Here is a 25,965-nt window from a genome sequence, read left to right as displayed (position 1 = left end):
AGTGGAGGGGGCTCACGTGGGTTGTAGGGACGTCCGGTTCAGACCGTGCCGAACTCGCCAGCCGCAGCGGCGGAGGCGAACGCCGCCCACGCCTCCTTCGAGAAGCGCAACTCCGGGCCGTTCGGGTCCTTCGAGTCGCGCACCGCGGTCGTCACCCCGTCCGGGTCCGCGACCTCAACGCAGTTGCCGCCCGAACCGCCGCTGTAGCTGCTCTTGCGCCAGTCAAGCTGCTTCGTCTTCTCCACTCGCGTGCTCCTCTGCCGCATTGTCGATGAGAGCCAGCGACGCCTCCGGCGAGAGGGCGTCAGCCCGTGCAAGATCGTAGGTCAGGCGGATCCGCCTGACGGTCTCCGCGCTCTCGACCAGCACACCCGTGTGCGGTCCCTCGATGTATGCCACGTCCGGGCTCCCATCGGCAAACGACAATAGCGTCAGGGCACCCTCAAGAGCGGCGTGCGCACCAGTACGCTGCTCAAGGACCTGAACAACCGCTAGCCTTGACCGGATCAGCTCTGCGAGGTGCCGCAACTGACCGGCCATCACCGCGCGACCGCCGACAGGCCGCAGGATCGCCGCCTCGTCGAGCAGCCACCACAACAGCGGCCGCGTTGGACCCGCTATCAACTCCTGCCGCGACAACCGAGCCAGCACCTTGCCCTCGATCTCGGCGTCAGGCGCAAGCGGCATCGCCGCGCGGAACACAGCCTCCATGTACGGTCGGGTCTGGCCCAACCCCGGCACCAGGAACCCGCCGTACTCGAGGATTCCCGTAGCCCTCGGCTCCAGCCCGGCGTACGTCCTGAAGTAGTCCGGGAAGGGGCCTCTCACGACGTGGGGCCAGAGCCGGCTGAACAAGCCCCCGGTTTCCAGCGCTCCGTCTACCCGCGCCGCGAACTCCAGCGTCGGTGCGCGCCGGGCAGTCTCCACCTGCCCGACCAACGAGCCGGTGTAGCCCAGGACTTCACCCAGGCTGTCCTGGCTCAACCTCGCGGCGGTCCGCACCCGCCGAAGCTCGGTCCCGAACAGGGCAGCGAGTGACGCCGACGGGTCAAGGTCTCGCGGGCTCGGCAAGGTCCCTCGTCTCACAGATCGGCTGTTGGATCGCTACCCCTACCGATCGTAGCGCCGCGTACCGAAGCTGTAACCGTCGCCGATCCCCGGAAGCAGCACCTCGAGGTACCGCCATGACCTACTCGTCCTCAACGCCCCGACTCACCATCACCACCTACACGGTGAGTCCGGACGGTACCCGCACACACCGCGCGTTCACCAGCAGCGACGAGCCCGTGCGGCCGCCCGTGTCCAGCCTCGCCTGGCCGGCATGCGCCTGCCCCCGGCACCGCCCCCACCCTGCCGCCCACAGCGGCTCGGACGCAGCCTGACGCCCCCTGAAGTCGTACGCGATCAGCGCCTACGGAATCAACGGCCGCGCCAACGGTGCCCGCTACGGACTCCGCGCCGTCAACCGCCATCCCTCACCGTGGATGGCCCTCGAACTGCCCCGCCCCGGCCGCCATCCCTGGCAGGCCACCGGCCGAGGCGAGGCTCCCGCAACACCGCACAGCCCGGACGCCAACCGGCGCCGGGACATCCCGCACGATGCGAGGAGACACCAGTATGACCACGCCGACCCAACGGCCGCCGGGCGACACCGGCCCCGGGCTGCTTCCCACCAGCGACCCGCGGTCGCTCCTCCCCACCCGCACGTTCGAGAACGTCGTCGCGACCGTCCTCGACAACAACCCCGGCATGTCCCGCGACATGGCCGCACGAATCGCCGCCGAGGGCCTCAAGTTCGTCGTCACGGCTGCCCAGAACCCAAGCCGCGCCATGGCCCCCAGCCGCATCGTCGATGAAGGCTGGCACGCCCTCATCGTCCACACCGAGGCGTACGCCGCGCTCTGCACCCGGCACGGCACCTTCGTCCACCACTACCCGGGATACAACCCCGAGCACTTCGACCCCGACATCCTCACCCACACCCAGCAGTCGATCCACAGCGCCGGATTCGACGTCGACACCGACCTCTGGCGTGCCCCCACCGACGACAGCCTCGTCATCGTCACCGCCAACTGCCAGCACTCGCCGCCGTCCTGCTCCGTCAAGCCCATGCCGAAGCCGGACTGGCCGGTCGACATCGGCGTGTGAAAGCTCAACGAGAGTCCAACCGCCGCCGGGTGAGGCTCGGTACCCTCCAACAAGAAGAGGAGGCACGCCTGTGAGCGAATGGACCAACTCGGCGTACGCCAAAGCAGTCGAGTACTTCCAGGGGCTTCCGAGTCCCGCCCTGGCAACGCCGGAGGACCCGACAGCCCTAAGCGTCCCGAAAATGCCCGGCGTGCACCCCTGGGACCCGCCGACACGCGGCTTCCTGCTCGAACCACCGGCCGCAGCCACAACCGAGTAGCGAGAGCTGGCATCTGCATGAATGTTCAGCCGGCATGCGGGCTGAACATCCACGGCCGTCCGGCCGACGCCCCCTGGTCCACCCCGCGGGCGTCGGCCGGGCTCGTTCGCGTGCCACAGCGCTGAAGACGTTGCATCGACTGCGGGATACGACAGGCTGACGCTCAAGCCCCGGCGCCGTGGCAGCACTCCTCGCACGGTGAACGCTCAGGGCCGTTCCACCAGTTGGAGGACACCGCCGACGGAGAAGCAGAGCGCGCCGAGCAGCGTGCCCCAGTTGGCGATGTCGGCGTTGACGAGGCTGCCGGTGGCGGGGCGGGTGAAGGCGGCGAGGGCGGAGACCATGAAGAGGACGGATCCGAGCTGGTTCACGGCGACGATCCACCAGCCGAGGTTGCGCTGCCGGATGCACGGCCGTCCGTGGCAGATCTCGACGAAGCCGAGGTGACCGGAGATCAGGAAGAGGACACAGCCGATCACGTCGGGTGTCCAGATCAGCCGGTTGACCTGCTGGACGCTCAGACCCTGCAGGAAGGACGCCAGCAGGTTGACCCCGAACACCAGGGTGCCGACGAACAGGACGAACGCGCCCAGCCAGTCCACCCGCATCGGCTCGTAACTCCACCACCGCCACGGCCGGGTGACCAACCGCCCTTCCCCGCCGGGCACATGGCGGGGTGCGTTGACCACCTGGAGCAGCGAGACGTAGCCGCCGGTGTTGAAGAACAGGCCGCCCGCGAAGTAGATCGAGCAACAGGTGGTGGCGTCGCCGGAGCCGAACTGCGCGACGCCCGCGCCGACCGCGAACAGCGCGCCGCCGACCACGAAGGCGGTGGCCGCGATGACGTTGAGCCTGCGCAGCCGCGCGAGGGCGGTGTCGTCGGCCCTGGCGTGGTGCGCCCGGTCCGCACCGTGCGGGCGGACGGCGATGACCCCGCGACGCCGGGCGAGCCGCGACTCCCACACCGCACTGCCACCGCCGGGAAGCCGCCACCCGACCCGCGAGGTGAACGGCCCGGCACCCTCGGCACGCTGCTCGGACTCCGTCATGCGAGCGGCACCCCACCACTCGTGCCAAGCCGGCCCCCGTCTCCTGCCGTGCCACTCATCGCGCTCCCCCGGGTCGGTGCGGGACGGGCACCGTCTGCCACGGAGCCCTGCGTCCAGCGACTCTGCCAGAGCAGCCGGTGCAGGACCGCTGTCCCGCACCCGCGTTACTCCGATCAGCCGTACGACACGTGTGAACCCGACCCTGCCGCCCCGAGTCACCTACCTCTTGGGCATGAGCTGCTCATCGGGTTCCTCCGGCACGGACGACAAGGGACCTCGGGCCGCGGTCCGCTCAGGCCGTCCGGGGCTCGTCGACCGTGCGTGCGGTCTCGGGTCGGCCCGGCCACCAGAAGCGTCGGGCGGTGAGCAGGACCAGGGCGGGGACCAGGACGGTGCGCACCAGGAGGGTGTCGAGGAGGACGCCGAGGCCGACGATGATGCCGATCTGGGTGAGGGTGATGAGCGGGAGGACGCCCAGGACGGCGAACACCGCGGCGAGCAGGATGCCGGCGCTGGTGATGACGCCGCCGGTGGAGGCGAGGGCGCGGAGGACGGCGCCGCGGGTGTCGTGGCCGGCCACGGTGTCCTCACGGGTGCGGGCAATGAGGAAGATGTTGTAGTCGACGCCGAGGGCGACCAGGAAGAGGAACGACAGCAGCGGGACGTTGGTGTCCATGGCCGGGAAGTCGTAGGCGGTCCGGAAGATCGTCCAACTCGCTCCGAGGGCGGCGAAGTAGGACAGGATCACGGTGGCGACCAGCAGGAGCGGCGCGACGAGGGCGCGCAGCAGGGCGATCAGGACGACGAGGACGATCGCGAGGACCAGGGGGACGACGACGCGGGTGTCGTGGGCGTTGGCGCGCGAGGTGTCGTAGGCCTGCGCGGTGGCGCCGCCCACCAGCGCGTCGGAGCCGGGGATCCGTGCGACGCGCTCGCGCAGTTGACGGAGGGTGAGGTCGGAGGCGGCGGTGCCGGGTGCGGAGTCGAGGACGACGTCGGCGCGTGCCCAGCGGTCGGTGTGCGCTCCGGGGGTGACGGTGGAGACGCCCCGGACCTGGCGGGCGGCCGCGGCGACCTGCTCGGCCGTCGCGGTGGTGGACACCAGCGTCAGGGGGTCGGCGGCGCCGGCGGGTTGGACGGCCGCGAGGGTGCGCTGCCCGAGAACGGCTTCGGGGGTCTTCCGGAAGGAGTCGGCCTGGGCCAGGCCCGTCCTGAGGCCGAGGGCTCCGGACGCGAGGACCAGCAGCACGGCGGTCGCCGCCACGGCGACCTGGACCGGGCGCCGGGCGACGGCCTCGCCGATGCGGGACCACACGCCGCGGCGGTCTGCCGTGACGGGATCGCCGACCTTGGGGACCAGCGGCCAGAACAGCCGGCGGCCGGGCAGGACGAGGGCGGCGGGCAGGACGACCAGCCCGAACAGCACGGCGGTGAGGATGCCGACGGCACCGGCGAAGCCGAGGCCGCGGTTGCCGGTGAGTTCGGCGGCGAGCAGCGTGAGCAGGCTGAGCACGACGGTGGTGCCGCTGGCGAGGACGGCGGGGGCGGTGCCGCGCCACGCGCGGGCCATCGCGGTGAACCGGTCGTCGGTGAGGTGGAGTTCGTCGCGGTAGCGGGAGACGAGCAGCAGGGCGTAGTCGGTGCCGGCGCCGAAGACCAGGACGGATTGGATGCCCGCCGCGGAGGCGTCGACCTCGACGCCCGCGTGCGGGGCCAGGACGCCGACCAGGACACCGGCCGCGCGGTCGCCGGCTCCGACGACGAGCAGCGGGACCAGCCAGAGGATCGGGCTGCGGTAGGTGAGGAGCAGCAGGACCGCGACGACCGAGGCCGTGGCGATGAGCAGGTTGGTGTCGGCTCCGGCGAAGACCTTGGTGACGTCGGCGCGGAAGGCCGGTCCGCCGGTGACCTGTGCCTGCAGCGGCGCGGCGAGGTCCTGCGCGGCGCTGTGGCGGATGCGGTCGACGGTCGCGGTGTTCGCTTCGTCGCCAGCCCCGGTCGGCAGCAGGACGGCGACGGTGGCGACCTTGTTCTCGACGACCTGCGGACGTGCGGCCTCGGGGGCCAGCCCGAGTGCGCCGAGTGCCACGGACCGCTCGGCGACGACGACTTGTTGGGCGGCGGTGAGGGGGCTGCCGTCGGTGTTGCTGAAGACGACGATCGCGGGGGCGACGGCGCCGGCCGGGAAGGTCCGGACGATCCCGGCGACCTTGGCGGACTGCGACGAGGCCGGGAGGGAGGTGCCGGTGGCCTCGGTGGTGGTGGCGTCCGCGGGCCCGAGGGCGAACGCCGCACCCAGGCCGACGACGGTCACCAACAGGATCAGCCACGCGAGGACGCGGGGACGCCTCGGCCCCTCGACGCGATCGGCGGTGGCGGCGGACCGGCCCGGGCGGCCGGTCAGGGTTCGGGACACGGAGGCGCACCCTCGGGAGAGTAGTTAAGTAACTTAGCGATCCACACCGTGCCAGAATTGCCGGCATGGCGCAACACGACCCGTTCGAAGCCGCCCCCCGCGCGGATTGGCCTGCCGGACCGTCAGGCCACCGCGGCGGCGCACCGGAAGGCGACGAGCTCTCGGGGGCGCTGCGAGAGGTCCTGACCCTCACCCAGCTGGCGCGTGCCGCCCTCGCCGAACGGCTGGGCATGCCGCTGACGAACGTCGAGGCGGTCGAGCACGTCGTCCTCGCCAAGGGCTCCGGGGCACCCATCGGACCGGTCGAGCTCTCCCGCAGGCTCGGCGTCACCAGCGCCGCCGCCACGCAGTCGGTGAACCGCCTGGTGTCGGAAGGCCACATGACCCGCCTCCCGCACCCGGACGACCGCCGCCGCCAGATCCTGGACGTCACGCCGACCGGGTTCGAGCACGTCATGGGCGAACTGGCCCCGCTCCTCGGCCTCCTCTACGACGCGGCCGAGGGCCTCGACGACACCGAACGCGCCGGCGCCAGGCGCTACCTCGAACAGGTGGCGTCCGCCTACCGCCGCTACCTCGACCAAGCCCCCCGAACACCCGCTCCCTAGCGACCCACCGCCGGACCCACCGCCCGACCCGGGTCCGGCGACGGGTCCGGCGGCAGGTCCGGGTCCGCTCAGCCGACCTCCTGTCGGCGGCGACTGGTGGTGGCCCGCGGGCCGACGGTCACGGCGCCGCGGGCGGGGCCGTCGGGCATGGTGAAGGCGAACAGGCCGGCGGCGACCGCGACCGCAGCCAGGACGAAGTAGCTGAGCTGGTAGGAGGCCAGGGGCGGGTGGGCGCGCTGCGAGCCCGTGGCGCCGAGCACCAGGACGGTGGTCACGACGGCCGGGGCCAGCGAGCTCGCGGTCTGCCGGACGACGGTGTTGAGGGTGGCGGCGTGCGCGACGTCCGCGCGGTCGATGGTGCTGAAGGAGGCGATGGTGGTCGGGATGAAGACGGCGCCCATGGCCAGGCCCAGCAGGAACATGTAGCCGCGGAGGGTCCACAGGCCGGTGCCCGCGTCGGCGGTGGCGAACAGCAGCATGACGGCGGCGACGCCCAGCAGTCCGGTGCCGATGATGCGGCGCGGTCCCACCCGCGGGTAGACCGCGGCGACCACCTGCATCGTCACCAGGACGCCGAACGCCTCGGTGAAGGTGGTGCTGCCGCTGTCCAGCGCCGAGCCGCCGCGGGCCTCCTGGATGAAGAGCGGGCCGAGGAACATCGCGCCCATCATCGGCACGTAGCCGACCAGGCTGATCAGGTTGGTGTCGCGGAACAGCCGGTCGCGGAACAGCCGCAGCCGCAGGATCGGTTCGGGTGTGCGGAGTTGGTGCCGGACCGCGACCGCGAGCAGGACGGCGCCGACTGCCAGCGCGCTGACCACCGGCGGACGGTCCCAGCCGAGGTCGGGTCCCGCGCAGACGCCGTACATCAGGGTGGCCGTGCCGGCGCCGCAGAGCAGCAGGCCGGGCAGGTCGAGGCGGCCGGCGGCGTGGTCGCGGTGCTCGGCGAGGAAGAGCGCACCGAAAAGCACCGCCGCGGCGCCGAAGGGCACGTTGACGTAGAACACCCACCGCCAGGACAGTCCGGTGATCAGCAGGCCGCCGAGCAGCGGCGCGATCGCCGGGGCGATCTGCTGCGGGATGATCATCAGCCGGGACAGCCGGACCTGTTCGGCCTGGCTGAAGGTGCGGAACAGCAGGGCCTGCGAGGTGGGCATGAGCAGACCGGCGGCCAGGCCCTGCAGGGCGCGCGCGCCGACGAGGGCGGTGAGGTTCGGGGCCGCGCCGCACAGGCCGCTGGCGGCGGTGAAGGCGGCGAGCGAGAGCAGCAGCGTTCGGCGGCCGCCGTACCGCTCCACCAGCCAGGCGGAGCCGGGGATCATCATGCCGACGCAGACGGGGTAGACCACGACGACGCCGGTGAGGGCGGCCGGGGTCAGGTCGAACTGCCGGGCGATGCTGGGGAGGGCGACAGTGGTGATCGCGCCGTCGATGATGCAGATGAAGGTGGTCAGGACAGCCATGATGGGCACGACACGGCGCTGGCCCAAGTTGGTGTTCATAGAAGCTGAGCATACTCACTATGACTATGCTCAGAAAGTTCGCCGGCACGAAGAGAACGCGGAAGGCACGGCATGGCAGAGGAAGCGGCGTCGCGACGCCAGTTCGGCAGCAGCGACGTCCTGGTGGACGAACTCTTCGACACCACACAGAGGTTGCGCGTCTTCGTGGACGGCAGACTGCGCGAGCACGGCGCGTCGGTGGCCCGGCTGCGGACGTTGCGCGTCCTGGCTCGCGCGGGCGGCCCGCTGCGCATGCGCGACCTCGCCGAGTACGTGGGCAACGCCGCCCGCACCACGACCACGATCGTCGACAGCCTCGAACGCGACGGGCTGGTCGAGCGGGTCCGGCACCCGTCCGACCGGCGCGCGTTCCTGCTGACCCTCACCGAGGAGGGGGCGCGCCGTCACCGCGAGGCCGAGGAACTGGACCGGGCCGCCCTCGCCACCGCCACCGGCGCGCTGAGCAGCGCCGAACGCGAGCAGCTGCGCACCCTGCTCGCCCGCATCCGCACCGCCGTCACCCCCGACGAGTGAGCGACCCGGCCGTCCGGAGAGCACGCTCCGGACGGCCGGGCCGGACCGTCGGCCTGGGCCGGACCGTCGACCTGACGGACTGCCGACCTGACGGACTGCCGACCTGACGGATCGTCGGCCTGACGGACCGCCGGAGTCGGACCACCGAACAGTTCTACCGTCGGGCTGTCGGACCATCAGACCCCGAACCGACGGCTCATCAGCCTCACGTGATCCCACGACGCCCCACCCGGCCGGCGGCGTCAGCGCTGCGGGCGCAGTCCGTCCAGGGCGAGCTCGACGAAGCGCCGCCAGTCGCCCACCGCGTTGCGGCTCAGCGCCGCCACCGCCCCGGCGATCATGTAGAGGTCGGAGACGACGGCGTCCTCCCGCACGGTGCCGTCCGCCCGGCCCCGGGCCAGCAACTGCTCGCCGATGTCCAGCAGTTGGGCCCCCACCTCGCCGCTCGGCTCGGTGTTGCCGAAGGTCGCCTCGATCGCGCCGGACACCCCGCGGCCCTCCTCGTGCGTCCGCCCGATCGCCTCCAGGAAGCCCGCCAGCGCCTGGCGGGTGTCGGGAAGCACCAGGCACTCCTCCCGCGCCTGCCGCAGGATTCCGGCGAACCGTTCCTCGGCGACGGCGGCGACCAGTGCCTGCCGGGTCGGGAAGTGCCGGTAGACCGTGCCGACGCCGACGCCCGCCGCCTTGGCGACCTCGGCCATCTGCACCGCGTCGCCGTGCGCGGCGAACAGCTCGGCGGCCGCCTGGAGCACTCGGCCGCGGTTGCGTTCCGCGTCCGTCCGCGGCTTTCGGCCGGCACTCGTTGACATCTCGGTCACTCCTCCGCCTATGCTCTAAACGGAATCGGATTCCGTATCCGCCTCCGTTTCGGAAAGGATACCGCCGTGGACCGCTTCATCCTGCTCAGGGCCGGCGCGTCGCGCCCCGCCACCACCCCGCTCCCCCGAGGCGTCACCGTCAAGGCGAGCACCGACGACACCGAGGGACGCTTCACCCTCACCGAGTACCACGGCCCCGGCCCCCTGCCGCCGGCCCACCCGTCGGGCGGCGACGAGATCCTGTACCTGCTCGACGGCGAACTGACCGTCACCACCGACGGCGGCACCCACCGCCTCTCCCCCGGCACGTGCGCCTTCCTCCCGCACGGCACCGCCCGCACCATCGACGCCCGCCCCGACACCCACCTGCACGCCCTCCGCCTCCGGACGCCCGCCCCCGACGGACCCGCCGGCGACGGGCCCGCCGCCGACCGCCCGGCCCACGTCCTGCCACCGGGCGCCGCGCGGCCCGGACGGATCCCCGTACCACCGGCCTTCGCCGCCAAGGTCCGCGGCACCGACACCGACGGCCGGCTCTCGCTGCTGGAGATGACGGTGGCTCAGCCGATTCCCCGGCACGTCCACCACCTGGCCGACGAGGCGGTGTTCGTCCTCACCGGCCACCTCGCCGTCGAGTTCGACGGTCGGCACCACCTGCTCGCCCCCGGCGACTTCGTCCTCCTCCCGCACGGCATCCCGCACGCCCTGGCCCCCGGCTCCACGCCACCCCCGCGCGTGCTCCAGATCTCCTCCCCCGGCGGCTGGGAGTGCTTCGTCGAGGACTTCACCGAGGCCCGACCCTCCGTCAGCACCGCCGGCCGACTCGACCCCCGCGCCCTCAACCGCATCGCGGCCCGCCACGGCATCACCTACGAGAATTAGGAGCGACAGGACGGCGGATCTCGTGGACGATGACGGCCGGTGCCGGGGGGCGGCGCCCCGACGGACGGGATGACGAGGGGTGGGAATGTCGCTGGAAGCGCTGGAGGCGGTGGTGTGGGACGGGCTCGAGACGTCCCCTTGGGGCGAGCCGGTGGAGGACGTGGCGCGTGCGCTGCCTCGTCTGCGACGTCAACTGAGCTGCGGCCCCACCGTTCCCGGTGCCGGGCCGGACTGCTCGGCCCGGGCACCCTTGCCCGACCCACCAGGCTCCGCGCGGCGGTGTCGGCCGCTGGCAGGATGGCCGCATGGACGACGCCGCCGCTGACACCGCCGACACCGCCCCGACCCGGGCCGAACAGGTCCGCCTCTACCTCGACACGCTGCGGGCCCGCATGGACCCGGCCGAGTTCCGCGTACTGGGCGGGCTCCTCCGCCGTAGCGTGGTCTCCCTCGCCGCCCCCGCCCCCGAACACGTCATCGACCTCCAGGACGAGGACGAGGCGCACCTCACCCCCGAGGTCAGGAACGAGCTCCTCGCAGTCCTGTCCATCGTCGCCACCGGAACGATGGAGCACCACATCGTCGACCTCGGCGACGGCGCGACGACCGCGCTCGACACCGGCGCCGCCAACGACCCGGACGCCGTCCAGCGGATGCGGGACTGGGCCGCCCACCAGCGCGCCGAGCGCACCCGCACCGACCCGGTCCGCCGGAACGTCGAGCAGGCCTCGCAGACCTGAGACGTCGGTAGGTGACGTGATGTCACATCTGCCGCGCGCCTCTGGCGGGGCGGGCCCGGGTGGCAGCCCGGGCCCGCGTGGTGCGGTGGTCAGGATTTCGCTGCGGACCCGGTGGTGGACGGAGCGTCGGGCTTGGCGTCCGAGGCGGCCTTGTCGCCCTGGTTGAGCATGCCGCCGAGGGCGGTCACGTTGGCGCCGCCGCCTGCCGCGGCCGGTGCCGCCTTGCGGGCGGCGTCGGCCGCGATCTGGACCACCTTCTCCATGTGTTGGGTGGCGATCTTCATGGCCTCCTGGGCGCGTGCGCCGGCGTCCTTGTCGTTGCTGGCGGCGGCTTCGATGCCCTTGGTGAGCACCTGGCTCATGGAGTTGAGGCCGCTCATGTCGCGGAACAGGTTCGCGGTGGCGATGGCCTGCAGCGTCTGCAGGCCGGCCGGGTCGGGCATCGCCGCCAGCTGCGTGAACTTCGCCTCGGAAGCACCCAGGGCGGCCACCGTGAGGTCGAGGTTCTGCCCGCGCGTTCCGGTGGCGACCGGCGCGATGTCGGCCGGCGTGATCTGGATGGGCGAGTCCTTCCAGTTCCAGAACCGGGTGAGGTCGATCTTCTCGGCCGCGTTGGCCCGGCCCAGTACGGCCTCGGCGAAGACGCCCTTGGTGGCGATGGCGATCGTGTTGGTCACCGGTGCCCCGAAGGTGGCGTCGCCGGGTTGGCGGGCCTTGGTCCACGCCTCTCGTTCCTGCTCGCTGCCGAAGTTCCACCGGAAACCGAGGTAGTTGCCGGTGACGGCGATCGGCTTGGGGTCCAGCAGGGTGCCGAGCAGGACCGGCGCGGCGTTCGAACCCGCGGGCGTGTAGGAGTAGTTGGCGAGGATGCGGCTGAGCGTCAGCTCGTCGGCGTTGGCCCAGACGGCCTGGCTGTAGTGGCGGCGGTTGTCGTTCAGGTGGTCCAGGACCGCCTGCGGCACGTTCCCGCCGCGCACGTGGAAGCCGAGCGACGCGACATAGGTGCGGCTGCCGGACTTCACCGTCGAACCGAACAGCCCGCAGATGGCCGCGCCGCCGGCGTCCTCGGTCATGTCGGGGGCGACGGTGGTGGTCGCGGCGACCCCGAAGTTGGCCACGCCCGAGGTCATCGTCAGGCGCAACCCGGAGAGGCTGCCACGGGCGGCCGTGCCGTACCAGGCGTCGACGGAGAGCAGCTTGTCGGCACCTCCGAAGGTGTAGGACGCGCGCTGCTGCACGCCGGAGCCGCCGGTGTCGCCGCAGCGGAAGGTCTGGCCCTGGAAGACCACCTGGATGCTGCGGAGTCCGGCCTCGTCGTGCCAGACGTCGATCTTGGTCGCGTAGGGGGAGTCGGCCTTCGGCGGGGCGTCGAAGGATATGGGCGTCTCCCGTGATGCGGTGAAGAGCCGGAGCACGGATCCGGTGCTCAGGAGCGCCCAGTACTCCCCGCCGGCGGAGGAGACGACATCCAACTTCTTGGGGTACGCGCCGAGGTACTGGGGAGCGGACCAGGTCGTCGCACCGTCCTCCACCATGAGGGCCTTGCCGTCTGCCGTGATGCCCCAGAGCACGCCGTCCGGGCCGGCGGACAGGCGCTTCACGTTCGGTGCCGGAAGCCGCTCCACCCAGCTGGTGCCGCTGCGCTCCCAGGTCCGCCCCTCCCGGCAGTACCACACCTTGTTCTTGCCGACGACGGCGACGTCGTCAGCCGTGATGTTCAGGTTCTGCGATACGCCCTTCGGGTCGCGCCGATAGATCGAGCTGTCCATGCCGATGAGGTAGAGCGTGCCGTCCGGGCCGCAGGCGAGGCTCCGCCCCGCCCAGTCGCTCGGGTCGCGCCGCCAGGCCGTCCCGTCGAACTGCACGAGTACGTTGTCGGCCCTGAGCGCCCACACGATGCTCTTGCCCGCGGCTATGCGGATCAGCTCGCCGTCCAGTCCGGCGGTGGGCAGCGGGTTCCACTGTCGGGCCACCGGATCGAACCGGACCGGACTGCCGTCGGACTTGCGCACCCCGTACACGCCCATGGCCGAAGCGGCGATGTCGGCCAGCTCCGCCCCGTCGAACACCTGGATGCCCGGCGGTGTCTCCGGCGCCGTGCACGCGTCGAGCTTGCGCATGCTGGTGTCGAACGGGTTGGCGGCCCGGATCTTCGCCGCCCAGTCGGTCGGCGCCACCGACGCGAGCGCCTCCTTGTACCGCTGCAGGCTGGTGTAGTTGAAGGTGAGCTCCTGCAGCGGGATGAACAGGCACCGCTCCAGCTTGGTCGGCTTGGTCGTCACTGTGTAGACCTGGACGACCTCGTAGTACTGCACCGACATCGCGTGCATGTGGTTGTAGTTGGTGACGACCCGGGTCAGGACCTTGTCCTTCTCCGACTGCGTCGTCTCGCGCACGACCGTCATGTTCCGGCTGCGGGCCGCGGTCGCCAGCTGCTGGGTCCGCGCGCTGATGCGCTGCGTCGCCTCGGCCGCGACCGATTGCACGCCGGTCGATCGCGACACCGAGGTCGTGAAGCCCGAGTTCGAGGACTCGCCCCAGTTCAGGCCGCCGCTGATGATGCCGAGCGCAGCTCCGACGCTGCCGCCGGAGCTGGAGGACCTGCTCGACTGGGACGCCCGGGATGTGCCGTACTGCTCCTCGCGGGCGATCGCGTTCGCCACTTCGCTGATCGACCGGTTCTGGTCGCTGGTGGCGGACAGCGTGTCGTTCTCGGCAGTCGTCTCGGTGCCGGTGGCCTTGGTGCTGCGCTCCCAGTCGACGACCGCGACCTTGGTGCTCTCACCGGGCGCGAGCGCGAGGCTGTGTAACAGCCGGCCGAGCGTGACACCCTGGGCCGACCAGCTCTGCTCCGTCGTGACGATCATGCCCTCGGCCGGGCGGTCGTAGAACGGCAGGTTCTCCTCGCCGAGGTCGATGGCGCCGGTCAGCTTGCGCGTCGGTTTCGCTCCGGGGATGTCGGTGAGCACCACCGAGCGGTACCGGACGATCTCCACCGGGTAGTTGCCGGTGCTCGGAAGCAGGTCCTTCGGCGTCGGGCCGTCGAGCATCGCCTTGTCCACTTCGAACTTGGGCGACGTACTCACCGGGGCCGCCGGGCTCGCCGGGGCCGCCGGCGTCGGCGCTGGTGTGGTGGCAGGTGTTCCGGTGGTCGGGGTGGTCATCACGATTCCCGTCTGCGGAGGAAATGGCGCCTTCCGGATCGCTCGAAAGTACACAACCCGTTCACAGCAGCGGCACACTTTGCAGAACTTGGCCAGAATCAGTGCCCCACCCGGCGGACCCAACTCGGTTAACACTCATGGGAGTTGATCGCCTGAATGCCAGGGTGCCGGATATTCGCGCCTTCGGAAGCCCTTTTGAATCCCTTTCCAAAGTGATCAGCAAGCCGATGCGGGTAGCGGCCGTAGCGACCGACCGGCACGAACGACTCGGCCAAATCCCACTCGCCGTCGCTCAGTTCGCGTCGCGTCGCAGCTGCGTTCCACCGGCGCCAACACGGGCTCGGCCACACTCACCGAGCGGGGGAACCCGATCTCAGCAGCTCCACGTACTGCCGGATGCGCAGCACGTCATCGGGGAAGCAGCTGTCCCAGCCCTGGTCCAGCCGCAGCCAGGCCGCGGGCTGACCGTCCTCCGCGGTCAGTGGCTGTTCCGGGTCGCCGATCGCGGCGTAGGAGAGGGACAGCGTCTCCGGCAGACCCGGACCGAACGACCGCACCGCCACCGCGGCGGGCCGCTCCAACAACCGTGGCCGCAGCCCGGTCTCCTCGGCCAACTCCCGGGCCGCGCCGTCACGCGGACACTCGCCGGGCTCGACCTTGCCACCCGGCGGGACCAGCCCGCGCCACGGATGCCGGACCAGCACGATCCGCTCCAAGGCTGCGTCCAGGACCCACACCTCGGCGCCCAACGGCTCCAGGGCGCCAACCAGCGCAGAACGCAACCAGTCCCTGGCCCGGTCGAACTCCAGCGTCGAACTCGCGGCGTCAGCGACCGCGGCATCAAGCGGACGCTGCTCGAACCCGCTACGGATCATGGCGACAGGCTACGGACCGCCACCGACACCACCGGGCCGCAGCGGTCGACCGCAGCAAGGGCCGTCACCGCGACACCTGACGCGACGCATCACCGGCGGGGAGCCGACTGGACTACCGGCTCGCCCCCGAGCACCCGTTCCCGGCCGCGATCGAGGACGCGCTGAGCGCCTGCCGCGCCCTCCTCGACAGCGGCGAGGACCCTTCGACCATCGCGTTCGCCGCGGACTCCGCCGACGGCGGCCTCACCGTCACGGTGGCCCCGACCGAACGGACGTCAACTCACCTACCGCCGCTCGCTGAGCGGCCCCGCCCCTTCCCGCCCTTCGGTCGCCGATGTGATCCGTCGTCACCCTCCGCGCCCCGCCGGATGGCCCGATGTGACAGATCCTGGTCGTTGCGGCCGTGCCCGACCGGCCGGAATGATCGGGGCATGCCCCCACAGCACCGCGTCGTGATCGTCGCCTTCCCCGGCATCGAACTGCTGGACGCCACCGGACCGGCCGAGGTGTTCTCGGTTGCCTCGCGGGTCGCCGGCGCGTACCGGCCCGGCTACCTGGTGGTGATCGCCACACCGGACGGCGCTCCGGTGACCACCTCCAGCGGCGTCCGGTTGATGGCCGACCTGGCGTTCGACGAGGTGACCGGTCCGATCGACACGCTGCTGGTGTCGGGCGCGATCGAAGTCGTCGACGGTGGCGTGGAGCCGGTGATCGACCATCAGGTCGTCGACTGGCTGCGCCGTGCGGCGCCCCGATCCCGGCGCACCGGGTCGATCTGCGCGGGCGCGCACCTGCTGGCCGCCTCCGGGCTGCTCGACGGACGGCCCGCCACGACCCACTGGCTGACCGCGGACCGGCTGGCGGCCGAGCACCCGGACGTCCGGGTCGATCCCGATCCGATCTTCATCCGGGACGGGCGGGTGTGGACCTGCGCCGGCGTCACCTCGGGGATGGACATGGCGCTCGCCATGGTCGCCGAGGACCACGGCCAGGAACTCGCGCTCGCGACGGCCCGGATGATGGTCATGTACCTCAAACGCTCCGGCGGGCAGAGCCAGTTCAGCGTGCCGCTGTCCGTGCAGGGCTCCGAGGACGACCGGATCGACGACCTGCGCAGGTGGATCGCCGAACACCTCACCGCGGACCTCTCGCTCGAAGCCCTCGCGGCCAGGACGCACCTGAGCACGCGTCACTTCATCCGGACGTTCCGCCGACGCACGTCGATGACACCGTCCGCCTACGTGGAGGCGGCCCGCCTTGAGGCCGCCCGCCGCCTGCTGGAGGACAGCGACCACGGTCTGCCGGAGGTCGCCGCGGCCAGCGGCCTCGGCTCCGTCGAGACACTGCACCGCGTCTTCCGCCGCCGGCTGGGCACCACCCCGGCCGAGTACCGCCGCCGCTTCTGACCCGACCCGCGCCCGCACCACCCGCCCACACCGCGCACCCGCACCGCGCCCGCCCGCACGCCCACCCGCGCGCCACCGCACTCGGGCCCGGCCGAGCTCCGGCATGCCCACCCGCGCGGCATCGACGCACACACACGCGGCATCGACCCGCACACCTCGGAGGAGATCCATGTCCCGCACGAAGGTCGTCCCCATCCCGGTCATGGGACGGCACAACATCAACGCCTACCTCCTGCTCGGCCGCCGACCGGTCATCGTTGACGCCGGAACCCCCGGCAGCGGCCGCCAGATCCTCGACCGGATCACCGCCCACGGCGTCGACCCCGCCGACGTCTCACTGATCGTCATCACCCACGGCCACATCGACCACTTCGGCTCCGCCGCCGAACTGCACCGGCTCACGGGCGCGCCGGTCGCCGGCCACGTCGCCGACCTCGGCCCCTACCGCTCCGGCCGGGTCCGCGAGCCCTACCTGCCCACCGGCGCGATGGGCCGCCTGATGGCCCGCAACCGGAAGCTCCACGCCCGGGTCGAACCCGTCGAACCCGCCGTGCTCATCCGCGGCGAGACGAGCCTCGACGACTTCGGCCTCGCCGCGCGCATCATGCCCACGCCGGGGCACACCGCCGGCTCCGTCTCCGTGCTCACCGACGACGGCGACCTCGTCGCGGGCGACCTGATCGCCAACTCCTTCATGGGCCTGATCCCGGGCAGGCCCGCCAACCCGCCCTTCCACGACGACCCCCGCCGGAACCTCGCCAGCCTCCGCGCCATGCTCGCCCACCACCCGACCGCCCTCCACGTCGGCCACGGCACCCCGCTCGACCCCGCCCGGGTACGGCGCTGGGCCGCCCGCGAACACGACCGCCTCGCCCGACTCGACGCCGCCGGCCGCCTCACCACCCGCGCAGAGCGACCCGCCGGACCCGCCGCACCGCCGCCACCCGCCACCACCCGCCGGTGACCGTCGCGACGTGCGCACCGCGACCGCCAGGCGTTGGCTGGTAGGGGCGGGAATCCGCTGCCGAGTGCAAAGGCGAGTGCAAGGGAGAGGGTCATGGCTGTGGTGATGTCGATGGTCTGGGCCGGTGCGACGCCGGAGCAGTACGACACGGTGCGGGCCGCGGTGGACTGGGAGTTGGTTCCGGCGGCCGGTGGTCACGTCCACGTCGCCTGGTTCGACGCCGGGGCCCTGCACGTGACCGACGTGTGGGAGTCCCAGCAGGCGTTCGAGACGTTCATGGCCGAGCGGCTCGCCCCGGAGATCGAGAAGGCGGGCATCGCCGGCACCCCGGAGGTGTCGTACGCCCCGCTCCACCGCCGGTTCGTCGCACCTGGGGTCACCGGCGCCGCGTAGACCCGCGCCCTACCCGGATGCCGCGTCGTCGCGCGGGCCGCAGGTCACTCGCCGTCGCCGTCCGCCGCCGGGTCCGGCGTACTCGTCCCGGCGGGCTTGATGCCGAGCTTGGCCTCGGCGGTGGTCCAGTCGGTCGCGATGGCCTGCTGAGCGGCGGCGAGGGTGACCTGGCCCTTGCAGATGGCGGTGTGCAGGTGGGTCTCGACGGAGTCCTTCGGGTTGTTCGGCCCCTTGCCCGCGACGTGGTCCGGTGACGGGGGCTGCACCCACAGGTTCCGCGGGTCGTTCGGGTCACCGCCGAGTTGAAGGCTTATCAGGTGGTCGTACTCGGCATCGCCCATCGGACCGGTGTAGCCGTACGACTTGGCGTTCTCCGCCTTCTCCTTGCCGGTGATGTTCGCGGGCGGGCGGATCGTGGAGGTGTAGCCACCCGGCTTGCAGATGGTGTCGTTGACGGTCGCCTGGGTCACCGCCGGGCTCAGGGCGCCCGGCGTGCAGGCCGTGTCGGGCAGCGGCTGCTTGTCGGCCGTGTACCGGTAGTGGCACGAGCCGGCCGCGGGCTGCGCCTGCGCCTGGTACGCGGACTTCGGGCCCGGTCCGACCGCGATGGCCGCACCGCCGCTGCCCGCGCCCGCCGAGCCGGCCGCCGACGCCTTCGTCCCGTCTCCGGACTTCGCCCCCTTGGCCGCAGGCGTACAACCCGTCACCGACAGGGCCAGCAGCACCGCCGCCCCACCTGCGGCCACCCGCACCACGATCCCCACGACACCCTCCGAGCAGCCGACGACACCAGTACGCAGTCGGCCCGCGGCCGCTGACGGTCCGGACGGTACCGCGCCGGGATGACAGCTCGATGTCGCTTTACCTGTTCTCACCCCGCACGACGCCCCGAGCCAAGCCCCACATGACGCCCCGGACGGCTCGTCCGACGCCGGCCGGGTGGCCGGCCACCTGCCAGGCGGCGAGGCCCAGCAGCAGGCACAGCGGGGTGTAGAGCAGCAGGTTGAGCCAGTAGAACGCGTCTCCGGGGTCCGCCCACGCCCCCGTCACCCACACCAGTCCGACCGTGCCGCGGGCCAGCAGTCCGGCGGCCACCGCCCGGCTCGCCCAGCGCGGGAGCACGGCGGGCAGTCGGCGGGCCAGGGCCGGGAGCGCTCCGCCGTGCGCCAGCACCAGCGTCGCCGCCGAGCAGAGCAGCGCCGCGAGCGGGACCAGTCCCTGCGGGGTGAACGGCACCTGGGTGTTGAGGACCAGGTGGGAGAGCCGGGTGGTGGTGTGCACCGGCCAGGTCTGCCCGGTGGCCCAGTACAGGTGGACCAGACCGTCCACCGCCAGCACCGCGCCGATCGCGGTGGCCTTGCTGCGGGTGTTCGCCGACGTCAGCGGCTTCATGTCGTCACCTCACGGAGTGTCAGGACGCTTGGACACCCGAAGGAGCACCCCGCCCGTCGATCCGTTCCTGTGGCGAGGAACACTACGGCCGGGCGGAAGTCGCGGGGAACCGATCGCCGTCTCGGCGCCTCCCTCCACGGACCCCTGTCACCGATCGACGGAGGGCGCGCCATGCAGGAGCCACCGCCCGGCCTTGCCGAGCTGGTCCGGGCCGCCCAGGGCGGCGACCAACTCGCGGTCGGCCGGCTGCTGGACCTGATCACCCCGTACGTCCGCCGGCTCTGCGGCCCGATCGCGCTGGACGACGGCGCGGACGCGACCCAGGAGGCGCTCATCGCGGTCTTCCGCAAGCTGCCCCAACTCCGCGATCCCGCAGCCCTGTTCGGGTGGGTCCGGGCCATCGCGGTGCGCGAGGCGGTGCGGCACGCCACCCGGTCGGCACGCTCGCAGCCCGCCGAGCTCGGCGAACTCCCCGCCCCCGGCGACCCGCAACTCGCCGCGGACATCCGCGACGTGCTGTCCCGGCTCTCCCCGGAGCACCGCGCCGTGCTGCTGCTGCGCGACCTGGAGGGGCTGGACGAACGGGAGACCGCGGCACTCCTCGCGGTCGCCCCCGGCACGGTCAAGTCCCGGCTCTCCCGGGCCCGACTCAGTTTCCGAAAGGCGTGGCAGCAGTGACCGAGACCCCGATGCCGCAGTGGCCCGTCGCCGACTTCGACCCGGTCCGCCGCCTGCACGTGATCGCCGCGACAGCGCCCGGATCGGCGCGGATCGACGAGGCCGTGCTCGACGCACCGTTCGACCGGGTCTGGTCGGTCGCCGCGGACCTGGAACGCACGATGCCGCTGTGGATCCCCGACGTCCGCACGGTCGCTCTCCGCACCTCCGGGACGACCGGCGCCCCGCTCCAGGCCCGGATCCACGGTCACACCCGGCTCCGTGCCACCTTCGCCATCGACCTCTCCCCCGGGTGGTGCCTGATGCAGAGCCGCCTCGTCCTCGGCGGGATGGCGGCCCACCCCGAGACCGACCGCACGACCCGCTTCGCCTTCCTCGGCGGCCTGCGCTTCCCCGGCGCACGCCTCCTCGCCCCCGCGCTGCGCCCGTTCACCGGCAGCCCCCTGGCCCGGTTCGCCGCCCTCCTCGACCAGGACATCGACCAGGAGATCGGCCAGGAAGGAAAGGCTGACGGCTGACGACCCGGGTCTGGCTGCCGCGAGGACCGGAGTGGTAGGACATGGGCGGTGTCCCGTCCGGCCGCTGAAGACCTCCGAACCCGAATCGAGAACCGAGCACCATGAGCCGAATCGTCGTCATCACCGGTGCCAGCTCCGGCGTCGGGCTGGCCGCCGCCGAACAGTCGGCTGCCGCGGGTGACCACCTCGTCCTGGTCGGCCGCAACCCGGAACGGCTCGCCGCGGCCGTCGACCGGGTGCGGGCCGCGGGCGACGGCCGGGAGCCGGACCGGTTCTGCGCCGACTTCGAATCCCTCGGCCAGGTACGCGACCTCGCCGCCGCCTTGGCCGAGCGCTACCCGAGGATCGACGTGCTCGCCAACAACGCGGGCGCCCTGGTCCCGGGCTACCGCCGGACCGCGGACGGCTTCGAGGCCACCCTCCAGGGCAACCACCTGGCCCCGTTCCTGCTGACCGGACTGCTGCGGGAGAACCTCGCCGGGGCGCGGGTGGTGAACACCGCCTCCCGGGCGCACCGTCAGGGCCGCCCCGGCCCGGGCGGGCCGACCGACTTCACCGGCGACCCGCAGGAGTACCGGTCGTTCACGGCCTACGGCTGGAGCAAGTCCGCGAACATCCTCTTCACCGCCGAGGCGGCCCGCCGCTGGCCCGAGTTGACCAGCGTCGCCTTCCACCCGGGCGTCGTCCGGACGAACTTCGGGAGCGACGGCACCGCGTCCCGGCTCTTCTACCGGTACGCGCCGTTCCTGGTCTCCCCGCGGGCGGCCGGCGCCCGACTGGTCCGCCTCGCCACCCTCCCGGCCGCCGAGCTGGTCAACGGCGGCTACTACGAGGCCGCCAAGGCCACCGGGCTCACCCCGCCCGCCGCCCACGCGGCCGACCCGACCGCTGCCGCCTCGTTGTGGGACGCCACCGCCGAGGCGGTCGGCCTGTAGAAACTCCGTCGGAGAACCCCCGGCCGGTCGGCTAGGGTCGCGACGTGCAGCAGCCCTTGCCACCCGTGGTCGTGGCCGAATGAAGCTCTCCCGCGCGTTGGTCGACGTCCGGCCGTTGCGGTCGTCGCCGCCGTTCCGACGGCTGCTGATCGGGCGGACGGTGTCCACGTTCGGCAGCTTCATGACCGTGGTCGCCGTGATGTTCCAGGTCTGGGGCATGACCCACAGCGCGGTGTGGAGCGGCGCCGTGGGGCTGGCCCAGGCGCTGCCGATGATCGGGATCGGCCTGTTCGCGGGGTCCTGGGTGGACCGGGCGGACCGGCGCAGGGTCTACCTGCTGGGCAACGCGGGCCAGGCCGGCTGCTCGCTGCTGCTGGCGGTCCAGGGGTTCACCGGGCACGCACCCGTCGCCGCCGTCCTGGGACTGGTGGCGGTGCAGGCCGCGTTCGGGGCCGTCGGCGCACCTGCGGCGGGCGTGTTCATCCCGCGCCTGGTGCCGAAGGAGCAGGTCGCGGCGGCGGTGGCACTGAACCAGGCCACCGGGCAGGCGATGATGCTGCTCGGCCCGGCCGCCGCGGGTGTGGTCATCGGCTGGTGGGGCATCGGCGTCTGCTACCTGCTGGACGCCGTGAGTTTCGGCTGCTCCTTCGCCGCGGCGTTCGCCCTGCCCGCGATGCCGCCCGTCGGCGGGGCGTCCCGGCCCGGGCTGAGCGGAATCGCCGACGGGCTGCGGTTCCTGACGGGGCATCGGGTGGTGCGCGGCGCTCTGCTGACCGACCTGGCCGCCACCGTGCTCGCCATGCCCGTCAGCGTCTTCCCGCTCGTCAACAGCGAGCGCTTCGGCGGCGACCCGCGCACGCTCGGGCTGTTCATGTCCGCGCTGGCCGTGGGCGGCGTGGCCGCCACCGCGTTCTCCGGCCCGGTCACCCGCCTCGCCCGCCCGGGCCCCGTCATGCTCGGGGCGAGCGCCACCTGGGCGGCCGCCCTCGGCGTCTTCGGGCTGACCCGCAGCGCGTGGACGGGCCTGGCCCTGCTCGCGCTCGCCGGCGCCGCGGACGCCATCGCCGTCGTCTCCCGCACCACCATCGTCCAGACCTGCACCCCCGACGCCCTGCTCGGCCGGGTCACCGCGGCCGAGACCATCGTCGCCCAGGCCGGCCCGCAACTCGGCAACCTCCGCGGCGGAGCCGTCGCCGGCTGGACCTCGGGGGCCACCGCCCTGGTCACCGGCGGACTGCTCTGCCTCCTCGCGGTGCTCACGGTCGCCGGCTCCACCCCCGAGCTGCGGCGCAGCGACGGTCCGAGGCCCCTCACCGCATGACGACATGCACAGTTGCTAACATTCGCAACTGTGAGGTCGCCCTCGGGCAGTCCCCGCGGTCCCCTGCGACCAGCACCAGATGAGGATGAACGAATGACGGCGACCATGCCGCCCTGCCCGAAGTGCGCCGGCGAGTACACCTACCCGATGGACACGCTGATGGTCTGCCCGGAGTGCGGCCACGAGTGGACTCCCGCCGAGAGCGCCGACGCCGGCGACGCCGGTGCCCCGGGCGGGCGGGTCGTTCGCGATTCCGTCGGCAACGTGCTGGTGGACGGCGACACCGTCACCGTCGTCAAGGCGCTCAAGGTCAAGGGCAGCCCCTCGGGGATCAAGGCCGGCACCAAGGTCCGCAACATCCGCCTGGTCGACGGCGTCGACGGCCACGACATCGACTGCCGCATCGAGGGATTCGGCGCCATGCAGCTCAAGTCCAGCGTGGTCAAGAAGGCCTGACCGGGGCAGGGGTCGCTGTCGCTGTTCCTCCGGGAGTTGACGCCGCCGGGCGAGCCGGCCGGGCTCCCCGCCGACCTGCTCCAGCAGGCCGTGGCGCTGCCCGCCCCGCGCGGCACCCACCTGTGCGCGGCCTGCCGGCCGGAGACCCACCGGGAATGGCCATGCAGGACGTCAGCCCGCTGACCCCTGACGTCCGGCCGAACCCGAGCACGACCTCCTTCCTGCTCCTGGACGGCGACCCGGTGGTCACGGCCGAGTTCGAGGCGTCGTCGGGCAGTTGGATCGTCCACTACGTCGAGCGCGGCCAGGACCGGCCCGAACCCGTCGCCGACGATGCGGCCTTCCTCGACCTGCTCCGAGACCTGGCCCGCGTCCGCGCGAGCGGGATCGGGTGACGGGTGCCGATCCGCCGGCCTCCCCTTTCACCTGACGGCCCGTCAGTCGACCCGTCCCGCCCGCGCGGTCGGACTCAGACCGCGACGATCTGCCAGTCCTGGTTGGCGCCGCCGGTGGTGGTCCACTGGAGGACGTTGGCGCCCTCGGCGGTCGAGGCGCCGGACACGTCGGCGCACCAGCCGTTGCGGACGTTCACCAGCCGGTAGTAGCCGTTGGTGGCGGACGGGGAGAGCTGCCACGACTGGTTGTCGCCGCTGTCGGCGGTCCACTGGTCGAGGTCGGCGCCCTGGGCGGAGCTGCCGGGGCTGTCGAGGACCTTGCCGCTCTTGACGTTGGACAGCCGGTAGGACCCGTCGGAGTTCGGCAGCAGCTTCCACTGCTGGCTGGTCCCGGCGTTCCAGGTCGACTGGACGACCAGGGCCCCGTCGGAGCTGGAGCCGCCGCTGACGTCCAGCACCTTGCCGCTGTTGCGGTTGACCAGCTTGACGGTGCCGAGGTCCGCGGCGAACGGCCGGTCGTAGACCTCGAGGTTGCGGATGGAGGCGTAGACGTTGGCCGGCAGCCCGGTGACGGTGACCCGCACGTACCGCGCCTGGGTGCGGAACTGGGCGGTCTGGACCTGGCTGGTGCCGGTCGTCGCGGTGAGGTCGGCCAGCACGGTCCACGCGCTGTTGTCGGTCGAACCCTCGATCTTGTACCGGTAGTTGGTCTGGTCGAGCTCCCAGGCGATCCGGGTGCCGGTCAGCGAGCGGGTCGAGCCGAGGTCGACCTTCAGCCAGTGCCCGGTGCCGCCGTCGTTGGCGCACCAGCGGGTGGCGGTGGCTCCGTCGATCGCCTTGGCCGCGGTGTTGCCCTTGGCGCTCTCCTCGCTGTCGGCGGTCGCGGCCTTGCCGGCGGCGATGTCGCCCGGCTGCACGCTCCGGTCGAGGACGACGCCGATGACGCTGTCCTGCGGGTGGGTGGTGCGGTCGATGCCGGTGACGGTGACCTTGCCGCCGGTGACGCTGAAGGAGAGGTTGCTGCCGGAGCGGACGTCGAACACCCGGGTGACCTGCGCGTCGCCGACCGCCGGGGTGGTGAACGAGGTGCCGCTGTAGCCGGGGAGCAGGTGGACGTAGAAGGTGTCGTCCTTGTACGTGAAGCCGTACTGGCCGTCGACGGGGTTCCACGGGCCGCCGCGGGTGCCGTAGATCGACTGGCCGCAGGCGCTCATGAAGGTGCCGATCTGCCGCAGCAGGTTGGCCTGCGCGTCGGGCACGGTGCCGTGCCGGTCGGGGCCGACGTTGACCATCGCGGTCATGTTCCGCACCCAGCAGTTGACCAGGATGTTCATCGCGGTGGCATAGCTCATCGTGCCGCCGTTGGTGTAACCCCACGCACTGCCGACGGTGAACACCTTCTCGACCAGCCGGCCCGTGCGGATCGCCCCGCTCGGGACGCCCGGGCCCTCGTCGCTGTCGTAGTCGCCCTTCCAGCCGGAGCGCGAGGTGGCGACGATGTCGGGCTGGTGCTTGCGGACCATGCCCATCAGGCCGAGCGGCTTGCCGTTGGCGTCGGTCTCGCCGTACGCGGCGTCCACCTGCCACTGGTTGGCGGCGTCGCGGAACTGGCCGGGCTCCCAGAAGAACGCGCCCGCCGCGTCGGTGCCCTGCTCCGCGATCCAGCCGCCGTCCCACCACAGGTCGTCGATCACGCCGTACTGGGTGACCAGTTCCTTGACCGACTGGTACACCTCGGTCTTCATGATCCGCGCGTTCTCCTTGTGCGCGGGATCGGTGGTGTAACCCCACGGGTTGGTCGCGCAGTTGGTGCCGGTCACGTCGTAGTAGCCGGGGTAGCGCCAGTCGATCGGCGAGTAGTAGAGGCCGACCTTCAGACCGGCGGCCCGCACCGCGGCGACGTAGTCCTTGACGAAGTCGCGGTTGAGCGGCGCCTGCCCGGAGCTCCAGGCGTTGGGGTGGTTCAGCGGCCAGAGCGCGAAGCCGTCGTGGTGACGCGTGGTCAGCGTCGTGTACTTCGCGCCGAAGTCCTTCGCCAACTGGGCCCAGGCCGCCGGGTTGTAGGCGTCGGCGGTGAACTGCTGGCCGGTCGCGTCGGTGACGAGCTTCCGGTAGTTGTCCGGCGTGACCGCGGAGTTGTGCATGTACCACTCGCCCTGGGCCGGGCCCGCGTACGGTCCCCAGTGGATGAACATGCCCAGTTTGGCGTCCTGCAGCCACTGGATCTTGGAGTCGGGCTGCTGTTCCAGGCCCAGGTCGGTCTGCGGGATGCGCAGCGGCGGGAGCGGCAGCGGGTCGGCGGCGGCCGCGGCGTACGCGGGCGTCGACATGGCCACGGAGCCGACGGCGCTGGCGACCGTCATGGCCGCCATTCCGGCGAGTACCGATCGGCGCGAGAGGTGTTCCGGCATGGCGCGTCCCTAAGAATGTGAGGCGGTCCGGGAGGACCGGGTATGGCTGATGGCGCGTTGCCCTCGAGGGCTCGGAAGGAATGGCCGCCCGGTCCTCCGGG

At 72.2% G+C, this 25,965-nt stretch carries 25 protein-coding genes and 1 pseudogene; 15 read left to right on the top strand and 11 right to left on the bottom strand.

The features are described from left to right. Positions 1-38: 38 nt before the first annotated feature. Both ACWD4U_RS15935 and ACWD4U_RS15930 read right to left on the bottom strand, forming a co-directional pair. Positions 39-245, bottom strand: coding sequence for a DUF397 domain-containing protein (locus ACWD4U_RS15935; RefSeq protein ID WP_449787205.1), 207 nt, complete (start codon positions 243-245; stop codon positions 39-41). Next, the gene (locus ACWD4U_RS15930) at positions 223-1,086 is read right to left on the bottom strand and encodes a helix-turn-helix domain-containing protein (RefSeq protein WP_363460572.1); all 864 of its coding nucleotides are present in this window, start codon (positions 1,084-1,086) and stop codon (positions 223-225) included. Before ACWD4U_RS15930 ends, ACWD4U_RS15935 begins: the two co-directional genes overlap by 23 nt. Positions 1,087-1,617: 531 nt before the next feature. Here ACWD4U_RS15930 and ACWD4U_RS15925 point away from each other — a divergent pair. Further along, positions 1,618-2,148 carry a glycine-rich domain-containing protein gene (locus ACWD4U_RS15925; RefSeq protein WP_363460570.1) on the top strand — a complete coding sequence of 177 codons (531 nt, stop codon included), beginning with the start codon at positions 1,618-1,620 and terminating at the stop codon, positions 2,146-2,148. 465 nt (positions 2,149-2,613) lie between these two features. Here ACWD4U_RS15925 and ACWD4U_RS15920 read toward each other — a convergent pair whose 3' ends face one another. Then, positions 2,614-3,456, bottom strand: coding sequence for a hypothetical protein (locus ACWD4U_RS15920; RefSeq protein ID WP_363460568.1), 843 nt, complete (start codon positions 3,454-3,456; stop codon positions 2,614-2,616). Positions 3,457-3,748: 292 nt separating this feature from the next. After that, positions 3,749-5,872, bottom strand: coding sequence for an MMPL family transporter (locus ACWD4U_RS15915; protein WP_363460566.1), 2,124 nt, complete (start codon positions 5,870-5,872; stop codon positions 3,749-3,751). A 65-nt stretch (positions 5,873-5,937) separates the two neighbouring features. Here ACWD4U_RS15915 and ACWD4U_RS15910 point away from each other — a divergent pair, with 65 nt between their 5' ends. Then, positions 5,938-6,480 carry a MarR family winged helix-turn-helix transcriptional regulator gene (locus ACWD4U_RS15910; protein ID WP_363460564.1) on the top strand — a complete coding sequence of 181 codons (543 nt, stop codon included), beginning with the start codon at positions 5,938-5,940 and terminating at the stop codon, positions 6,478-6,480. Between the two features lie 68 nt (positions 6,481-6,548). On the opposite strand, the gene ACWD4U_RS15905 is transcribed toward ACWD4U_RS15910, so the two are convergent. Next, positions 6,549-7,943 (bottom strand): DHA2 family efflux MFS transporter permease subunit, encoded by a 1,395-nt coding sequence (locus tag ACWD4U_RS15905; RefSeq protein ID WP_363460562.1) that lies wholly within the window; start codon positions 7,941-7,943, stop codon positions 6,549-6,551. 111 nt (positions 7,944-8,054) lie between these two features. Between ACWD4U_RS15905 and ACWD4U_RS15900 the strand changes: the two genes are divergently transcribed. Then, entirely contained in the window at positions 8,055-8,516 is a 462-nt protein-coding gene (locus ACWD4U_RS15900) for a MarR family winged helix-turn-helix transcriptional regulator (RefSeq protein ID WP_363460560.1), read from the top strand. A 242-nt stretch (positions 8,517-8,758) separates the two neighbouring features. Here the strand turns inward: ACWD4U_RS15900 and ACWD4U_RS15895 are convergent, their stop codons facing one another. Continuing rightward, entirely contained in the window at positions 8,759-9,325 is a 567-nt protein-coding gene (locus ACWD4U_RS15895) for a TetR/AcrR family transcriptional regulator (RefSeq protein ID WP_363460558.1), read from the bottom strand. 75 nt (positions 9,326-9,400) lie between these two features. On the opposite strand from ACWD4U_RS15895, the gene ACWD4U_RS15890 reads away from it, so the two are divergent. Both ACWD4U_RS15890 and ACWD4U_RS15885 read left to right on the top strand, forming a co-directional pair. After that, a complete protein-coding gene (locus ACWD4U_RS15890) occupies positions 9,401-10,216 on the top strand; it encodes a cupin domain-containing protein (protein WP_363460556.1) in 816 nt (271 codons plus the stop codon). Positions 10,217-10,521: 305 nt separating this feature from the next. Further along, positions 10,522-10,956 (top strand): hypothetical protein, encoded by a 435-nt coding sequence (locus tag ACWD4U_RS15885; RefSeq protein ID WP_363460554.1) that lies wholly within the window; start codon positions 10,522-10,524, stop codon positions 10,954-10,956. Positions 10,957-11,045: 89 nt separating this feature from the next. On the opposite strand, the gene ACWD4U_RS15880 is transcribed toward ACWD4U_RS15885, so the two are convergent. Beyond that, entirely contained in the window at positions 11,046-14,255 is a 3,210-nt protein-coding gene (locus tag ACWD4U_RS15880; RefSeq protein ID WP_363460552.1) for a hypothetical protein, read from the bottom strand. A gap of 215 nt (positions 14,256-14,470) precedes the next feature. Further along, a complete protein-coding gene (locus ACWD4U_RS15875; protein ID WP_363460550.1) occupies positions 14,471-14,995 on the bottom strand; it encodes an NUDIX domain-containing protein in 525 nt (174 codons plus the stop codon). Positions 14,996-15,102: 107 nt separating this feature from the next. Here ACWD4U_RS15875 and ACWD4U_RS15870 point away from each other — a divergent pair. From ACWD4U_RS15870 to ACWD4U_RS15855, 4 genes and pseudogenes are all read left to right on the top strand, one after another. Continuing rightward, positions 15,103-15,255 (top strand): annotated as a pseudogene (locus ACWD4U_RS15870) (alpha/beta hydrolase fold domain-containing protein); the annotation flags it as partial. Between the two features lie 171 nt (positions 15,256-15,426). Further along, positions 15,427-16,401: a GlxA family transcriptional regulator gene (locus ACWD4U_RS15865; protein WP_363460548.1), complete on the top strand. Its 975-nt coding sequence runs from the start codon at positions 15,427-15,429 to the stop codon at positions 16,399-16,401. A gap of 169 nt (positions 16,402-16,570) precedes the next feature. Then, on the top strand, positions 16,571-17,365 hold the full coding sequence (locus ACWD4U_RS15860) for an MBL fold metallo-hydrolase (protein ID WP_363460546.1): 795 nt from the start codon (positions 16,571-16,573) through the stop codon (positions 17,363-17,365). Between the two features lie 93 nt (positions 17,366-17,458). Continuing rightward, positions 17,459-17,758 carry a hypothetical protein gene (locus tag ACWD4U_RS15855; protein WP_363460544.1) on the top strand — a complete coding sequence of 100 codons (300 nt, stop codon included), beginning with the start codon at positions 17,459-17,461 and terminating at the stop codon, positions 17,756-17,758. A gap of 44 nt (positions 17,759-17,802) precedes the next feature. Here ACWD4U_RS15855 and ACWD4U_RS15850 read toward each other — a convergent pair whose 3' ends face one another. Continuing rightward, positions 17,803-18,522: a hypothetical protein gene (locus ACWD4U_RS15850; protein ID WP_363460542.1), complete on the bottom strand. Its 720-nt coding sequence runs from the start codon at positions 18,520-18,522 to the stop codon at positions 17,803-17,805. Positions 18,523-18,619: 97 nt separating this feature from the next. After that, positions 18,620-19,150 (bottom strand): DUF3995 domain-containing protein, encoded by a 531-nt coding sequence (locus tag ACWD4U_RS15845; RefSeq protein WP_363460540.1) that lies wholly within the window; start codon positions 19,148-19,150, stop codon positions 18,620-18,622. Between the two features lie 171 nt (positions 19,151-19,321). Here ACWD4U_RS15845 and ACWD4U_RS15840 point away from each other — a divergent pair, with 171 nt between their 5' ends. The 6 genes from ACWD4U_RS15840 (at position 19,322) to ACWD4U_RS15815 (ending at position 23,453) form a co-directional block, all read left to right on the top strand. Beyond that, positions 19,322-19,828 carry an RNA polymerase sigma factor gene (locus tag ACWD4U_RS15840; protein WP_363460538.1) on the top strand — a complete coding sequence of 169 codons (507 nt, stop codon included), beginning with the start codon at positions 19,322-19,324 and terminating at the stop codon, positions 19,826-19,828. Further along, positions 19,825-20,346, top strand: coding sequence for an SRPBCC family protein (locus ACWD4U_RS15835; RefSeq protein ID WP_363460536.1), 522 nt, complete (start codon positions 19,825-19,827; stop codon positions 20,344-20,346). Before ACWD4U_RS15840 ends, ACWD4U_RS15835 begins: the two co-directional genes overlap by 4 nt. A gap of 101 nt (positions 20,347-20,447) precedes the next feature. After that, positions 20,448-21,281, top strand: a complete 834-nt coding sequence (locus ACWD4U_RS15830; protein ID WP_363460534.1) for an SDR family NAD(P)-dependent oxidoreductase — start codon at positions 20,448-20,450, stop codon at positions 21,279-21,281. A gap of 79 nt (positions 21,282-21,360) precedes the next feature. Then, entirely contained in the window at positions 21,361-22,602 is a 1,242-nt protein-coding gene (locus ACWD4U_RS15825; protein WP_363460532.1) for an MFS transporter, read from the top strand. Positions 22,603-22,695: 93 nt separating this feature from the next. After that, positions 22,696-23,058 carry a zinc ribbon domain-containing protein YjdM gene (locus tag ACWD4U_RS15820; protein ID WP_363460530.1) on the top strand — a complete coding sequence of 121 codons (363 nt, stop codon included), beginning with the start codon at positions 22,696-22,698 and terminating at the stop codon, positions 23,056-23,058. 161 nt (positions 23,059-23,219) lie between these two features. Next, a complete protein-coding gene (locus ACWD4U_RS15815; RefSeq protein ID WP_449787204.1) occupies positions 23,220-23,453 on the top strand; it encodes a hypothetical protein in 234 nt (77 codons plus the stop codon). A 74-nt stretch (positions 23,454-23,527) separates the two neighbouring features. Here ACWD4U_RS15815 and ACWD4U_RS15810 read toward each other — a convergent pair whose 3' ends face one another. Next, positions 23,528-25,816 carry an alpha-L-fucosidase gene (locus ACWD4U_RS15810; protein ID WP_363460526.1) on the bottom strand — a complete coding sequence of 763 codons (2,289 nt, stop codon included), beginning with the start codon at positions 25,814-25,816 and terminating at the stop codon, positions 23,528-23,530. Positions 25,817-25,965 lie beyond the last annotated feature (149 nt).

This window comes from Kitasatospora sp. NPDC002522 (assembly GCF_053595195.1).
Note: the sequence above shows the minus strand (reverse complement) of the source record. Positions and strands in the feature narration are given on the sequence as shown.